Source organism: Mycobacterium sp. KBS0706, from assembly GCF_005938675.2.
GTDB lineage: Bacteria > Pseudomonadota > Alphaproteobacteria > DSM-16000 > Inquilinaceae > Inquilinus.
Window position 1 is genome coordinate 1 of sequence record NZ_VCCH02000067.1, and the last position, 14,128, is coordinate 14,128.

The following is a 14,128-nucleotide window of genomic DNA, read 5'->3' on the forward strand; positions in this document are numbered from 1 at the left end:
TTCTCCCTGACGACAGGGGTCCAGTTCCGGATGTCGCTTGATACGCAACGGGTCGCGTCCGGTCATGTCCGCTGTCCGGTGTCGAACGTGGTGACCGCTTTCGGACGCCCTCGATCCAGCTTGGTCGGCCGAGAAGGGCGGAAAGCGGAAGTCCGCGGTCCGCGCTATGGCTTGTGCGGCTGCCGCGGCGCGTTCAATATTCGGCGCAGACTCATTTTGTAGGTCTTGATATGGCAAAACGCCCTTTAATGACGCCCTCAGAGGAAATGCTTTCATTCTACGCGGCAATCGGATTAGCCACTACGCAATGGTCGCATGTAGAAAACGGTCTATTCCTCGTATCGCTCAGAGCATTTGGGAAGAATAAAGTCAATGCTCTGGCCTCAAGCTTCTTCTCAATCGAAAATTTCAGATCAAAAGCTAAATTTACAGATAAGGCAATCCAAACGGTACAGCGTTACACAGAGTTTGCCCAGGAATGGGAAACCCTTCAGAAACATGTCCTGCAGCTATCCACGAAGAGAAACACAATCGCGCACGGACGAGTTGTCATTTTTCCCAGTAATCCCTCAGGACGGCGTTATGCGATTGTCCCTATGGACGCAAAGCAAAAGCCGAAGAACGGGTCCCCGCCGTCCGGCTCTCTATGCGTCAGAGACATCGATCTGGCCGCGAGGGCCTTTGCGATGGCATCGAACAAGCTTCTGCGTCTTGATGCGCAGATAGGTCATGAGAGCGACCCGTTCTGTGGAGATGATCTACGTGAACCAGAACTCTCGGATTTAGATGTCATAACGAAGAACCTCTGGTCATTATATCGACCGTCTCCTTGACTATGCCGGGTTTGCGCTCCAGCGGCATCATCCATCAAGTGGCTTTTCTGGCAACATGTGCGAGCGGCATATGGTTGGGGAGCCTGGCAAGACACGGCAGGCAATTTGCGGCACCTGACGGTCCGCAAAGGGTCGCGTGCGGTCATGTCCGCTCTCCGGCGTCGGGCGCGACGGCCGCTTTCGGACGGCCTAGATTGGGCCTGGCCGGCCGAGAAGGGCGGAAAACGGACTCGAGTTGAGGGTTGCGTTGGCGCCATGCTCGACGAATGGTTGTCACTGCCCGCTGAGGTCGACACTGCCGTTATATTAGCGTACGCATTTACCAAGAATATTGAGAGGAAATTGCCATGACCTACAAAGCGTGTTGGTTGCTTTTTGTGTCGTTAGCGGTTGCATCCTGCGTTTCGACGTCCAGCAATTGGGAAAGCGTGCCATCTGAATGGAAATCGGCAGCAGTATGGCAGTGCGATTCTGTCGAATACGATGACAAAGATCCTGCCGCTTCGAGTCCGGATTTTTCTCAACGGGCATTAATCAGCGTCAAAGATATGAAAATATGCAATCAATCAGTCGGCATAAGTGCGACAATACTGATCGAAGATATAAGTCGGATTTCGTACAATTCGACGCTACGCATTATTTCTGTGAGCACAAAATCATATAAAAATTATCAAGGAAGTCAGTGGGATATTGACTTTAATACTGAGATTGCGGTTATGCGGATCCGGTCAAAAAGAAAGATTATCAACTACTATAGGTGTCAGCCGCATGCGAATCTGGCTGGTACGGACGAAGGAAATTGCTTCAGTCCGGCTGAGGGGCAAGGCCTTCCTCTGTCTATACTCAGGTCTCAAACTGTCCCTTAGAAAGCGAAACGGACCGGAGAAGGGGCACGGTGAAGATGTCGCGCCGGATGTCGTCTTTGGGTCGAATCCCGTCATGTCCGCTTTGGAGGGCTGATCCCGGATGGCCGCATATCGCGCAGACAAGCCGAAAGTTATTCGTCAGCACGCCGTTTTCACCCGAAGCTTAGCCGGTCGAAATGCAACTTCCCGTGACGCAAGAATTCGGAATGCTGTCGACATACTCGCACTAAAAATGCGTTCCCGCCTCTCGCCCTACAGCACAAAATCCTCCGCGGTCAGGCCGTGATCCGCATAGACCTCGATGATCGAATCCACCGTGGTGTCGCCGTTCACCTCCAGATACACCCCCTGGCGGCCGCCGCCATAGTTGACCACCCGCACCTCGCCGGGGTGGCCGGTGAAGGCGCCGGTGCCGAAGACGAAGGCGGTGTTGCCGCCGCCGGCCGTGGCGTCGGGATCGATTGCCGACAGGTCGATCCTGTCCCCCACCGCGAAATCGGCGATGATGTCGCGGCCGGCCGCCCCCACAGTGCTGTCGCCGATCGCAGCATAGACGAAGCGGTCCGTGCCCGCCCCGCCCTTCAGGACATCGGCCCCGGCGCCGCCGCTGAGCACATCGTGGCCGCCGCCGCCCGACAAGGCGTTCGCCCCGGCGTCGCTGATCAGCGTGTCACCGGCGCCGGAGCTGGCGAGGTTCTCGATGCCGGCCAGGATGTCGCCCGCCGCGTCGCCGCCCTCGCCGGTATTGCCAGCCAGGGACACCATCACCCCGGCCAAAGAGCCGGCATAGCTGGCGACATCGGCGCCGGCGCCGCCGGTCAGCGTGTCGGCCCCGGCCCCACCCTCCAGCGTGTCGTCGCCGGTATCGCCGTGGAGGGTGTCGTTGCCGGCTTCGCCGGAGAGGGCATCGTTGCCGCTCAGCTCGTCATTACAGGCCGACCCGATCGCGCCGTCGATGCTCACCAGGGAATTGCGGTGATAGTGTACTTTTAGCGAGCATTCGCCCTCGCTCGGCGGGAGCGGAGGACGCAGATGCTCTGGCATTCCAGCCGATCCAGGGGTCCTTCATATCGCGTCCGAAGGCGCCCAATTCGTGCACTCTCACCGCACTCCCAAACCCCTCAATAGAGCTTCGCGATCAGGCGGTCGTCCGGGCGGTGGTTGCTGGCATACTCATAGAGGTCGTCGTTATAGCGGGTGAAGATCTCGTACACCTTGTCGACCAGGGCGATCGCCTTCCGGTGCTGCTCGGTCGACGGCTGGTACAGGTCGATCTCGTCCTGCAGCCGCGCCACCGTTTCGCCGGTGGCGTGGCCGGTCTCCATCGCCAGGTGATGCGGCCCGAAGAAGACATACTCCTTGCCGGTCCGGGCGCTCAGCTCCTCGGCCGCCTGGCAGGTGGCCGAGAACAGCACATGGCCGTGGCCTTCCAGCGCCTCCAGCACCACGTAGCGCTCGAAGGGCGTGGCGTAGCGCAGCAGCGCGGAAAAATCGTAGATCGCCCGGCGGACGCCGATGGTCTCGCGCCCCCACAGGAAGCACATCGCCTCGGTGAAGGTCAGCGCCTGGTTGAAATCGAGCTTCTTGCAGTCGGAGATGAACCAGGCGGAATGCCGCTCGTCCTCCAGCGTATGCTCGTTGACGATGGCCTGGAACATGTCGCCGTCGTCGACCTCGCGATAGACATACCGGTTCAGGTCGCTGAACCCCATCGCGAAAAACGCCATGCAGGGCGCGATGAGAAGCCGTTGCTGCGGGTCGATCGCCGGGTCCCGCAGGAAGTCGATCAGGGGATGATCCGCGAATTTCTGGTTGTTTTCGGCGATGTATCGATTGATCTGCTCCACGGAACTCTCCTTGGCCGGCCAGGGTGTTTCGGTGTGAGGATTTCGTCTGCGATCTATAGAGCCGGCCCCGGCCGGATTCGCATGCGGAGTGCGGATGGGCCCATTCCAAAGGCGGATGGTCGCGGTCCGCCGGGCGCGCCCGGGGCCTGAACCGTCGCCGCGATCCACCCCGCTGGAATCTCGATGACAGTGCACAAATTGGCACATCTCCGGTGAGCGAAGCAGATCCGCAGGCAGCTTGCAGGCCACCCTTTCTCGATCGGATCGGACACGAGACCGCACTCGCTCCCTCAGACGGGCACCTGATAGCGCACCGTCTCCGCAGCAGCCCCCGCCCTACAGCACAAAATCCTCCGCCGTCAGCCCATGGGCTGCATAGACCTCGATGATCGCATCCACCGTGGTGTCGCCGTTCACCTCCAGATACACGCCCTGGCGGCCGCCGCCATAGTTGACCACCCGCACCTCGCCGGGGTGGCCGGTGAAGGCGCCGGTGCCGAAGACGAATTCGGTGTTGCCGCCGCCGGCAGCGCCGTCGGCATCGATCGCCGACAGGTCGATCCGGTCCCCCACCGCGAAATCGGCGATGATGTCCCGGCCGGCCGCCCCCACCGTGCTGTCGCCGATCGCGGCATAGACGAAGCGGTCCGTGCCCGCCCCACCCTTCAGGACATCGGCCCCGGTGCCGCCGCTGAGCACGTCGTTGCCGCCGCCGCCCGACAGGCCGTTCGCCCCGGCGTCGCCGATCAGCGTGTCGCCGGCGCCGGAGCCGACGAGGCTTTCGATGCCCAGCAGGGCGTCGCCCGCCGCATCGCCGCCCTCGCCGGTGTTGCCAGCCAGGGACACCATCACCCCGGCCAAAGAGCCGGCATAGCTGGCGACATCGGCACCGGCGCCGCCGGTCAGCGTGTCGGCCCCCGCCCCACCCTCCAGCGTATCGTCGCCGGCATCGCCGTGGAGGGTGTCATTGCCGGCCTCGCCGGAGAGGGCATCGTTGCCGCCATTCCCCGCCAGCAGGTCATCGTCGGCCCGGCCGGCGAAGACGTTGCGGAGGTCGTCGCCGATCAGATGGTCGGAATTGGCGGAGCCGGCCAGGTTCTCGATGCTGACCAGGGTGTCGCCCTGGGCATCGCCGCCGGATCCCGAATGGGTCAGCAGGTCGACCGTGACCGCGGCCAGGGAGCCCTGATAGTCGGCGAAATCCAGCCCGGCCCCGCCGTTCAGCGCATCGGCCCCGGCTCCGCCGTTCAGCACATCGTCACCGGCGCGGCCGAAGAGCTTGTCGTTACCGGCACCGCCTTGGAAACGTTCGGCGACGGCGCCGCCGCTCAATTCGTCATTATAGGCCGACCCGATCACGCCCTCGATGCTGACCAGGGTGTCGAACTCGGCATCGCCGTAGAGCGCATCGCCGGTCGACAGGTCGATGGCCACGTTGTGCCAGGACGCGGCATAGGACACGGTGTCGAAGCCGCCGCCGCCATGCATCAGGTCGCCGCCCTGGCTGCCATAGAGCGTGTCGTCGCCGCTGCTGCCATAGAGGCGGTCGTACCCGCCCCCGCCGATCAGCCGGTCATCGCCGGCATTGCCGTAGAGGTAGTCGTCGCCGTTGCCGCCATCCAGCAGGCTGCCGGCCGCGGCGGCGCCCAGCTGGTCCTTGTAGTTCGACCCCCTGAGATTCTCGATGCCGGCCAGCTGGTCGCCGGTGGCGTCGCCGGAGCAGACCCCGGTGGCGAGGTCGACATTCACGCCGATCCGCGAAACGTCATAGGCCGCCGTGTCGATGCCGGCGCCGCCGTCCAGCCGGTCGGCGCCGGGGCCGCCCAAAAGGGTGTCATCCCCGGCGAGGCCGAAGATCTGGTCGTTGCCGGCAAGCCCTTCGAGAAAATCGTCCTCGGGGGTGCCGGTCAGCACATCGTCGCCGGGGGTGGGGTCGCCCATGAAAATCTCCTTGTCCGGGTCGCTACCGGCGATCCCGTCTATGGCTCAGGAAAAGCAATGATCGCAGCCCGCTTGAAATGACGGAGGCCGTCGGATGGAAGAATGCCCTTGCGGGTGCGCCGGAATGGCCGGCGCAGTCTCGAAATCGGTGATCATTCCATGCCCCCCTCACCCGCTGCGGTTGTTCCCGCGGCCGGGCTCCCGCGAACAGTTAAGACTGAATCCCTGCTCCCCGCAAGACGCCGGCTCGCTTCGCCCGGAGCGCTTAACGCAATGTTCATTGCTTTGCGTCCAAATCTTGTTCATGATACGTTCCATGAACAAACCGCACTCCGACTCCAACCCGCAGCCCGCCGCACCGGCCTCCGCCGATGCCGAGCAGGCGGCACGCGTGCTCGACCGGCTGGCCGAGATGGCGATGGAGCGCGCCGAGGCTTTGCATGCCGCCTCCCTCGCCGCGATCAAGGCCGGCGACGCCGCCGCAGTCAAGGACCTGGAGATCTCCCTCGACCGCGTCGCCCGCGGTGTCCGCCGCACCCTGGCGCTGAAGCTCCATTTCGCCCAGAAGCGCCAGGAGATGGCGCAGAAGGCGGCCGCTCATGCCCGCGACCGGGCCGAGGAGAAGACCCAGCGCCGCCGCCAGGTGGCCCGCGCCGTCTCCTGCTCCATCAGCTGCGACGACTCGGTCGGCGCCGAGAAGGGCGAGGCGCTGCTGGCCGATCTGTGGGAGCGGCTGATCGAGGATGAGGAGATCGACGCCGCCCTCTCCCTCGCCGGGCATCCGCTCGAGGAAATCGTCATCCATCTCTGCCGCGACATGGGCATCCACCCGGACCCGGCCTGGCTGAACCCCGATTATTCCGGCGCCAAATGGTCCTACGGCCGCGAAGCGGAGGACGACGAACCCGGATCGGAATCGGAAGCGGAATCGAAATTGTGGCCCGAGACCGGCCCTGAGCAGGGACGGTACTTCTACTTCAAGGGCAACCAGAAAATCCCTCCCTGCTGGATCGACCTCTTCACCGAGAAGCGGCTCGACCGCCCGCCCTGGGAGCTGAAACGGCGCGGCCGCTGAGGGCCGCCGCGCGCCCACCATCCTTTGCCGTCACCAGCCGGCCCAGCCTTCCACTCTCCCCCTCCCCTTGCGGAAGGGGGCAAGGGGGAGGGCTCTGCGCGCGTCCGCGCGCCTGCCTCCCAACAACCCCGTCCCCGCAAAAACGGGGATCTCGTCACGCCGTCCGGGTAGAGATTCCCGCTTTCGCGGGAATGACGATGAAGAGGACGGTGATTGACCACCCCGCCCTTCTCTCTCCTCGGGCGGGCTCAGACCTGCCGGTAGCGCCACACCCCATCCGCGCCGGTCTCCCGCGCCAGCTCGCCGGCGGCAACCAGGCGGTTCAGATGGGCCGTGGCCTCGCCCACCGCGAACATCATCTGCTGCCGGTCCAGCGCGCGGTGGAACATCGCCGCCATCAGCTCCGCCACCGTCGCCGGGGTGCGGCAGACCTCGCGGGTCAGGGCCAGCCGCTCGGCGTGATGCGCGGCCAGCCAGTCGATCCGCTCGACGAGGCCGCGGAAGGGCAGGCCGTGCGAGGGCAGCACCAGCGTCTCCGCCGGCAGTTGCCGCAGCACGGAAAGGCTGCGCAGGAAATCCGCCAGCGGGTCGGCCTCCGGCTCCGACGGCCAGACCGAGACGTTCGGGCTGATCTTCGGCAGCACCTGGTCGGCCGAGATCAGGATCCCGCGCCCGGCATCGTACAGGCAGGCCATCTCGCCGGCATGGCCCTCGCCGACGATCACCCGCCACGGCCGGCCGCCGATCGCGAGCGTGTCGCCGTCGCGGATGCGGCGGGCGGCCACCGGGATCGGCGAGACGCCGCGGCGATAGACATTGCCGCGCGCCTCCACGGTCTCCGCCGCCTCGGCCGGCAGGCCGGCGGCGCGGTAGAAGGCGGCATGCGCGGCCGCCACCTCGGGCCGGTCGTCCGACCAGGTGGCGCGGGCGGTGGCGTATTCCGACAGCGTCATGAGGAGCGGCGCCCGGAACCGCTCGCACAGCCAGCCGGCCAGGCCGATATGGTCCGGGTGCATGTGGGTGACCAGCACCCGGCGGATCGGCTTGTCCTGCAGCGGCCCGGCCAGCAGGGTTTCCCAGATCTCGCGCGAGGCGGCGTTGCCGATGCCGGTGTCGACCAGCAGCCAGCCGTCACCGTCCTGGATCAGCCAGAGGTTGACGTGGTTCAGTGCCATCGGCAGCGGGAAGCGCAGCCACAAGAGGCCGGGCGCCACCTCCACCGGCACGCCGGGCTCGGGCGCCGTGTGGTGAGGATAGGTCAGGGTCGGTGCATCCATGGCGCGCATCCTCGCCATGTCGGGCGGCGCCGCCAAGCGATTGTTGCGCAGGGCCCCTCCGCTGTCGCTGGCGGAACAGCGGGCGGCGTTCGGCTGGCGGCAGGCCGCGCCGCCCTGCCCTACCTCTCGCATCACGACGAAGCGAGCCCCCGATCATGAGCCACATGCCCGCGGCCGACACGGCCGTCCTGACCCTCGACGGCGACAGCCTCGGCATCGCCGCCCTGGCCCGCTTCGCCGCCGGCGCCACCCGGCTGACCCTGTCCGACGCCGCCTGGGACCGGATCGCCGAGGCGCGCGCCGCCGTCGACCGCATCGTCGAGGCCGGCGTGCCGGCCTATGGCATCACCACCGGCTTCGGCTCGCAGAAGGACTTCGCCGTCGACCCGCGCCGCGACGCCGCCTTCAACCTCGCGGTGCTGACTGGCCACGCCACCCGCGCCCCCGGCCGCCGGGCGCCCGCCGCGGTGATCCGCGCGGCGCTGGCGGTGCAGCTGAACGGCTGGGCCCGCGGCTGGTCCGGCGTCCGCCCGGCCCTGTGTGCGGCGCAGCTGGCCCGCGCCAATGCCGGGGTGGCGCCCGATGTCCGCACCGGCAGCTCGGTCGGCGCCTCCGACATCGTCGCCCTGTCGCAGCTGGCCCTGCCGCTGGTCGGCCGCGCCTCCGACGGCCCCGTGCTCGAAGGCCTGGCCTCGGCCCTGCCGCCGCTCGACGGGCTGGCGGCGAAGGAGGCGATGTCGCTGCTCAACAGCAACGCCCTCACCCTCGCCGCCGGCGCCCTGGCCCTGGCCGAGGCGAAGCGGCTGCTCGACGCGCTCGATCTCGCCGCCGCGCTGGCGCTGGAGGGCTTTCGCGGCCATCCCGGCGCCTGGTCGGAGACGGTGGAGCGCGCCCATCCGCAGGCCGGCCATGCCGCCTCCGGCCGCGCCCTGCGCCGCCTGCTCGAGGACAGCGCGCTGTGGCAGCCCGGCGCCCCGCGCCTCCTGCAGGATCCGCTGAGCTTCCGTTGCGCGCCGCAGATCCACGGCGCCGCCCGCACCGCGCTGGCCTGGGCGTGGGAGGCTTGGGAGGCGGCGCTGAACGCCGTCGCCGACAACCCGCTGATCGACCGCGCCACCGGCGCCGCGATCTCGCATGGCAGCATGGAGACGACGCTGCTGGCGGTCGCGCTCGACGCGCTGCGCCTCGCCGTCGCCAAGGCGGTCGAGGCCTCGGGCGAGCGCGTGCACAAGCTGCAATGGCCGGCCTTCAGCGGCCTGCCCGCCGGGCTGGCGGCCGAGTCCGGGGCGGCCGGCGGGGTGCAGTTCCTCAATCTCGGCCACATCGCCGCGGCCAAGGTCGCCGCCGCCCGCATTGCCGCCCAGCCGGTGGCGCTGCAGTATCGCGGCCAGGTCTGCGACGGGGTCGAGGATGTCGGCGGCATGGCGCCCTTCGCGGTCGAGGAGACCGAGCGCCAGCTCGACGCCGCCTGGACCGCAGTGACGGTGGAGGCTGCGGTCGCCGCCTGGGCGATCGACCGCCGCTTCCTGCCGGTGGACGGGCTGGGCCGCGGCCTGCGCGATCCCTGGCGGGCGATCCGCCCGCTGCTGCCGATCGGCCGCGAGGGCGAGGTCCCGTTCGACCTCGCCCCGATCGAAGCCTGGCTCAGGGCCTGGGAGATGCCGCGCTAGAGCACGAAGTCCGTGCCCAGCATGCCGATCGCGCCAGACAGGCTGATGTGGAAGTCCGAAACCCCGTCGCCGTTGACGTCGCCGGCGATGGTGGTGACGCCGGGGCTTGTCACGGCGAAGCGCAGCTGCCCGGCGACGCCGGTATACAGGCCGCCGCCGATGAAGCTGAAGGCCTGGTTGCCGGCCAGCACGGTGTTGGCGTCGATCGCCGACAGGTCGATCTTGATCACGATCCGGCCCACAAATCGATAGAATGTCTTTATCTAAAAATCGGATGAGCGGCCTTGCCGGCTGTATCCCTAAGGTGGGGCGAGGCACATCCCTCAAATGGGAGGGCTCGGCCGGCGCTTCGGCAGACACCGCTTGACCGCCCCGGCCGTGGCAGGCGATTGTCCGGCCATGACCTCCGGCCGCACCCTCTTCGCGAAAGCCAAAAAAGCCCCGCTCGCGGGGACCGGAGATCACTGCCCGCGGTAAGCCGCCGCGCGCTTCAGGATCAACCAGACCCCGCCGGTTCGGACGGGGTCTTGTCGTCTCTGCGCCATCCCCGTCTCCGGCCTCACCCAGGAGACGACCCATGGCCCTTCCCGCCCCGACCGGCCTCTGGCTGCCGCTGATCACCCCGTTCCGCGACGGCGTGCTCGACGAGGCCTCGCTGCGCCGGCTGGTCCGGCACTACGCCGCCGGACCGGTCGACGGCCTGATCCTCGCCGCCACCACCGGCGAAGGCATGACGCTCGATGCCGGGGAGACCGAGCGTGTGGTCGCGATCGCGGCCGAGGCATGCCCGCTGCCGCTGTATCTTGGCCTGTCCGGCAGCGACACGCGCAAGCTGGTCAAGGACCTCGCCCGCACCGCCGTCTGGCCGGTCGCGGGCACCCTGATCGCCTGCCCCTATTATGTCCGCCCGTCGCAGCAGGGGCTCGAGCGCCACTTCTCCGCCCTGGCCGACGCGACGGACCGGCCGATCCTGATCTACAACATCCCCTACCGGACCGGCGTCAACCTGGGCAATGAGGCCATGCTGCGCCTGGCCGAGCGGCCCGACATCGTCGGGGTCAAGGATTGCTGCGCCGACGCCCGGCAATCCTTCGAGCTGCTGCGTGATCGCCCCGCCGGCTTCTCGGTGCTGACCGGCGAGGATTCGCTGTTCTACACCGCCCTGACCCAGGGCGCCGACGGCGGCATCCTGGCCTCGGCCCATGTCGAGACCGCTTCCTTCGCCGCGATCCGCGCCCGGCTGCTGACCGGCGACCAGCCGGGCGCCCTCGCTGCCTGGCGGGCCCTGTCGGAGCTGCCGCGGCTGCTGTTCGCCGAGCCGAGCCCGGCGCCGATCAAGCACTGGCTGTGGCGCAGCGGCCTGATCGACAGCCCGGAGGTCCGGCTGCCAATGACGGGTGTCAGCGATGCCCTCGCCGCCCGGCTCGACCGCGAGGTCGAGCGGCGTCAGCCGGCCGAGGCCCGGCTTGTGAACCGCCCGCCGATGCGGTAGCGCGAGCCCGGGAACAGCAGCCGGGCGACGCTGACCAGCCGCCCCGCCGCCCAGGTGCGGCGATGCACCAGCAGGCAGGGCTCGTGCCGGCCGATCTTCAGGTGCTCGCGCTCCCACGGCTCGGCCAGCACCGCCTCGACCACATGCTCGCCATCCGGCATCGGCGCCGCCTGCATCAGATAGTCGTGCGGCGTGATCCGGGTGAAGTCCTGCGCCAGGTAATGCGGCGCCGCGTCGAGCCGGACCAGCCGGTCCTCCAGCAGGATCGGCACGCGGTCCTCGTGATGGATCAGAACCGAATGGGCGATGGCGGTGCCTTCCGGCACCTCGAGCCGCGCCGCCGTCTCCGCCGCGGCCTCCTCCGGCTGCAGCAGCACCACGGTGGCGCTGTGCGCATGGCCGCGGGCGCGCACGTCGTCGGCGATGCTGCGGATCTCCATCAGCGGCGCCTCGGGCTTGGCGCCGGCGACGAAGGTGCCGACCCCCTGCACCCGCACCAGCACCCCGGCCTCGGTCAGTTCGCGCAGCGCCCGGTGGATCGTCATCCGGCTGATGCCGAGCGATTTCACCAGCTCGTTCTCCGACGGCACCCGCCCGTTCTCGGCCCAGTCCCCGCTTTCGATCGAACGCAGGATCATCGCCTTCACGCGGCGGTACAACGGCTGCGGCTCGTCCAGCAGCGTCAGGGGCTGGGGCTCCATCACGATTTTGCCAGCATCCTTTCTGGCTCTTGTCGAGCCGTCACAGCTTGTATATACAACCCTATACCAATTCGACGCCAGCACCAATTCAGAGGGAGGCCTTGCCGTGACGACCGCCACCAACCGCCGCGTCATCCGGGCGCCGCACGGGCCGGAGCTGAGCTGCCGCACCTGGCAGACCGAAGCCGCCATGCGCATGCTGATGAACAACCTCGACCCCGACGTGGCCGAGAATCCGGACGAGCTGGTGGTCTATGGCGGCATCGGCAAGGCGGCCCGCGACTGGCAGTCCTTCGACACCATCGTCCGCACCCTGAAGGACCTGGCGCCGGACGAGACGCTGCTGGTCCAGTCCGGCAAGCCGGTCGGCGTGTTCCGCACCCACACCGACGCGCCCCGGGTGCTGATCGCCAATTCCAACCTGGTGCCGCACTGGGCGACCTGGGAGCATTTCCGCGAGCTCGAGGCCAAGGGCCTGATGATGTACGGCCAGATGACGGCCGGCTCCTGGATCTATATCGGCAGCCAGGGCATCGTGCAGGGCACCTACGAGACCTTCGCCGAGGTCGGCCGCCAGCATTATGGCGGCGACCTGAAGGGCCGCTGGATCCTGACCGGCGGCCTCGGCGGCATGGGCGGCGCGCAGACGCTGGCCGCGACCATGGCCGGCGCCTCGATGATCGCGGTCGAGTGCCAGGCCAGCCGGATCGAGCGCCGCCTGGCCACCCGCTATGTCGACCGCAAGGCCGAGACGCTGGACGAGGCGATGGCGATCGTGAACGAGGCGAAGGCCCAGGGCCGCGCCGTCTCGGTCGGCCTGCTCGGCAACGCCGCCGAGATCTTCCCGGAGATCGTGCGCCGTGCCAAATCCGACCCGTCCTGGCGGCCGGACGCCGTGACCGACCAGACCTCGGCGCATGACCCACTGAACGGCTACCTGCCGGCGGGCTGGAGCTGGGCCGAGGCCGAATCCCGCCGCCAGACCGATCCCGAGGGGGTGGTCCGAGCCGCGAAGGAGAGCATGGCCGCCCATGTCCGGGCGATGCTCGACTTCCACGCCATGGGCATCCCGACGCTCGACTACGGCAACAACATCCGCCAGATGGCGCAGGATGTCGGCGTCGAGAACGCCTTCGATTTCCCCGGCTTCGTCCCGGCCTATATCCGCCCGCTGTTCTGCCGCGGCATCGGCCCGTTCCGTTGGGCCGCGCTGTCCGGCGACCCGGAGGACATCTACAAGACCGACCAGCGGGTGAAGGACCTGATCCCGGACGACGCCCACCTGCACAACTGGCTGGACATGGCGCGCGAGCGCATCGCCTTCCAGGGCCTGCCGGCCCGGATCTGCTGGGTCGGGCTCGGCCAGCGCCATCGCCTGGGCCTCGCCTTCAACGAGATGGTGGCCAAGGGTGAGCTGAAGGCGCCGATCGTGATCGGCCGCGACCATCTCGACAGCGGCTCGGTCGCCAGCCCGAACCGCGAGACCGAGGCGATGCAGGACGGGTCGGACGCCGTGTCCGACTGGCCGCTGCTGAACGCCTTGCTGAACACCGCGTCGGGCGCCACCTGGGTCAGCCTGCATCATGGCGGCGGCGTCGGCATGGGCTACAGCCAGCATGCCGGCATGGTGATCGTCGCCGACGGCACGGCCGAGGCGGCGCGGCGGCTGGAGCGGGTGTTGACCAACGACCCCGGAACCGGCGTCATGCGGCATGCCGATGCGGGCTACGACATCGCCCGCGATTGTGCCCGCGAACAGGGCATGAAGCTGCCGATGCTGGAGGATACGAATGGGTGAGGCTGCCGGGCGTCACGATCAAAGCATCCAGGACCAGGACTCGCTGCGCGACCTCTATCCCGAGCCGCGAGCGATGATCCGGGACAAGATCCTGGACCGGATCGATCCGCACGCCCGCGCCTTCATCGGCCTGTCGCCCTTCCTGGTGATCGCCACCGCCGGGGCGGACGGCAGCGCCGATGCCTCCCCGCGCGGCGACGCCCCCGGCTTCGTCACGGTCGCGGACGGCAACACCCTGCTGATCCCCGACCGGCGCGGCAACAACCTGTGCGACAGCCTTTCCAACGTGCTGGAGAACCCCAGGGTCGGGCTGGTCTTCTTCGTGCCCGGCATCAACGAGACGCTGCGGGTCAATGGCGGCGCCGCGATCACCACCGATCCGGCGCTGCTCGAACCCATGGCCGTCGAAGGCAAGGTCCCGGCCTCCGCCCTCCGGGTGACGGTCGAGGAGCTGTACTTCCACTGCGGCAAGGCGCTGATCCGGTCCCGCCTCTGGGACCCGGCGGCGCAGATCGAGCGCAGCAGCTTCCCGACCCTGGGCAAGATCCTGGCCGACCAGATCAAGGGGCTCGATTCGGACGAGGTCCAATCCGGGCTCGAAACCGCCTACAGAGACAGGCTCTACTGA

12 protein-coding genes are annotated in these 14,128 nt (G+C 67.7%); 6 read left to right on the top strand and 6 right to left on the bottom strand.

The genetic code is table 11. The features are described 5' to 3' along the window. Positions 1–1,180 precede the first annotated feature (1,180 nt). Positions 1,181–1,699, top strand: coding sequence for a hypothetical protein (locus FFK22_RS28795; protein ID WP_138891468.1), 519 nt, complete (start codon positions 1,181–1,183; stop codon positions 1,697–1,699). Positions 1,700–1,951: 252 nt separating this feature from the next. Here the strand turns inward: FFK22_RS28795 and FFK22_RS28800 are convergent, their stop codons facing one another. From FFK22_RS28800 to FFK22_RS28810, 3 genes are all read right to left on the bottom strand, one after another. Next, on the bottom strand, positions 1,952–2,662 hold the full coding sequence (locus FFK22_RS28800; RefSeq protein WP_186002708.1) for a M10 family metallopeptidase C-terminal domain-containing protein: 711 nt from the start codon (positions 2,660–2,662) through the stop codon (positions 1,952–1,954). A 158-nt stretch (positions 2,663–2,820) separates the two neighbouring features. After that, positions 2,821–3,546 carry a hypothetical protein gene (locus FFK22_RS28805; RefSeq protein WP_138891470.1) on the bottom strand — a complete coding sequence of 242 codons (726 nt, stop codon included), beginning with the start codon at positions 3,544–3,546 and terminating at the stop codon, positions 2,821–2,823. Positions 3,547–3,882: 336 nt separating this feature from the next. After that, complete coding sequence (locus tag FFK22_RS28810; RefSeq protein WP_138891471.1) at positions 3,883–5,487, bottom strand: calcium-binding protein; 1,605 nt, start codon at positions 5,485–5,487, stop codon at positions 3,883–3,885. Positions 5,488–5,803: 316 nt separating this feature from the next. On the opposite strand from FFK22_RS28810, the gene FFK22_RS28815 reads away from it, so the two are divergent. Further along, positions 5,804–6,562 (top strand): hypothetical protein, encoded by a 759-nt coding sequence (locus FFK22_RS28815; RefSeq protein WP_138891472.1) that lies wholly within the window; start codon positions 5,804–5,806, stop codon positions 6,560–6,562. 248 nt (positions 6,563–6,810) lie between these two features. Here FFK22_RS28815 and FFK22_RS28820 read toward each other — a convergent pair whose 3' ends face one another. Next, on the bottom strand, positions 6,811–7,839 hold the full coding sequence (locus tag FFK22_RS28820) for an MBL fold metallo-hydrolase (protein ID WP_138891473.1): 1,029 nt from the start codon (positions 7,837–7,839) through the stop codon (positions 6,811–6,813). Positions 7,840–7,994: 155 nt separating this feature from the next. Between FFK22_RS28820 and FFK22_RS28825 the strand changes: the two genes are divergently transcribed. Continuing rightward, positions 7,995–9,509 (top strand): aromatic amino acid lyase, encoded by a 1,515-nt coding sequence (locus tag FFK22_RS28825; RefSeq protein WP_138891474.1) that lies wholly within the window; start codon positions 7,995–7,997, stop codon positions 9,507–9,509. Here FFK22_RS28825 and FFK22_RS28830 read toward each other — a convergent pair. After that, positions 9,506–9,739, bottom strand: a complete 234-nt coding sequence (locus tag FFK22_RS28830; protein WP_138891475.1) for a hypothetical protein — start codon at positions 9,737–9,739, stop codon at positions 9,506–9,508. The two genes, FFK22_RS28825 and FFK22_RS28830, sit on opposite strands and share 4 nt — an antisense overlap. A gap of 347 nt (positions 9,740–10,086) precedes the next feature. Between FFK22_RS28830 and FFK22_RS28835 the strand changes: the two genes are divergently transcribed. Then, positions 10,087–11,001, top strand: a complete 915-nt coding sequence (locus FFK22_RS28835; protein ID WP_138891476.1) for a 4-hydroxy-tetrahydrodipicolinate synthase — start codon at positions 10,087–10,089, stop codon at positions 10,999–11,001. On the opposite strand, the gene hutC is transcribed toward FFK22_RS28835, so the two are convergent. Next, the gene (gene hutC / locus FFK22_RS28840) at positions 10,956–11,702 is read right to left on the bottom strand and encodes a histidine utilization repressor (protein WP_138891505.1); all 747 of its coding nucleotides are present in this window, start codon (positions 11,700–11,702) and stop codon (positions 10,956–10,958) included. The two genes, FFK22_RS28835 and hutC, sit on opposite strands and share 46 nt — an antisense overlap. A 106-nt stretch (positions 11,703–11,808) precedes the next feature. Between hutC and hutU the strand changes: the two genes are divergently transcribed. Further along, positions 11,809–13,500 carry a urocanate hydratase gene (gene hutU / locus FFK22_RS28845; RefSeq protein ID WP_138891477.1) on the top strand — a complete coding sequence of 564 codons (1,692 nt, stop codon included), beginning with the start codon at positions 11,809–11,811 and terminating at the stop codon, positions 13,498–13,500. Beyond that, a complete protein-coding gene (locus tag FFK22_RS28850; RefSeq protein WP_138891478.1) occupies positions 13,493–14,128 on the top strand; it encodes a pyridoxamine 5'-phosphate oxidase family protein in 636 nt (211 codons plus the stop codon). The genes hutU and FFK22_RS28850 overlap by 8 nt, the downstream gene beginning before the upstream one ends.

Bases quoted from the DNA above. Each gene is read 5' to 3' on its own strand.
- FFK22_RS28835 (WP_138891476.1), top strand. From the start codon at position 10,087: ATGGCCCTTCCCGCCCCGACCGGCCTCTGGCTGCCGCTGATCACCCCG.
- FFK22_RS28810 (WP_138891471.1), bottom strand. From the start codon at position 5,487: ATGGGCGACCCCACCCCCGGCGACGATGTGCTGACCGGCACCCCCGAG.
- FFK22_RS28820 (WP_138891473.1), bottom strand. From the start codon at position 7,839: ATGGATGCACCGACCCTGACCTATCCTCACCACACGGCGCCCGAGCCC.
- FFK22_RS28850 (WP_138891478.1), top strand. From the start codon at position 13,493: ATGGGTGAGGCTGCCGGGCGTCACGATCAAAGCATCCAGGACCAGGAC.
- hutC (WP_138891505.1), bottom strand. From the start codon at position 11,702: ATGGAGCCCCAGCCCCTGACGCTGCTGGACGAGCCGCAGCCGTTGTAC.
- FFK22_RS28825 (WP_138891474.1), top strand. From the start codon at position 7,995: ATGAGCCACATGCCCGCGGCCGACACGGCCGTCCTGACCCTCGACGGC.
- FFK22_RS28815 (WP_138891472.1), top strand. From the start codon at position 5,804: ATGAACAAACCGCACTCCGACTCCAACCCGCAGCCCGCCGCACCGGCC.
- FFK22_RS28795 (WP_138891468.1), top strand. From the start codon at position 1,181: ATGACCTACAAAGCGTGTTGGTTGCTTTTTGTGTCGTTAGCGGTTGCA.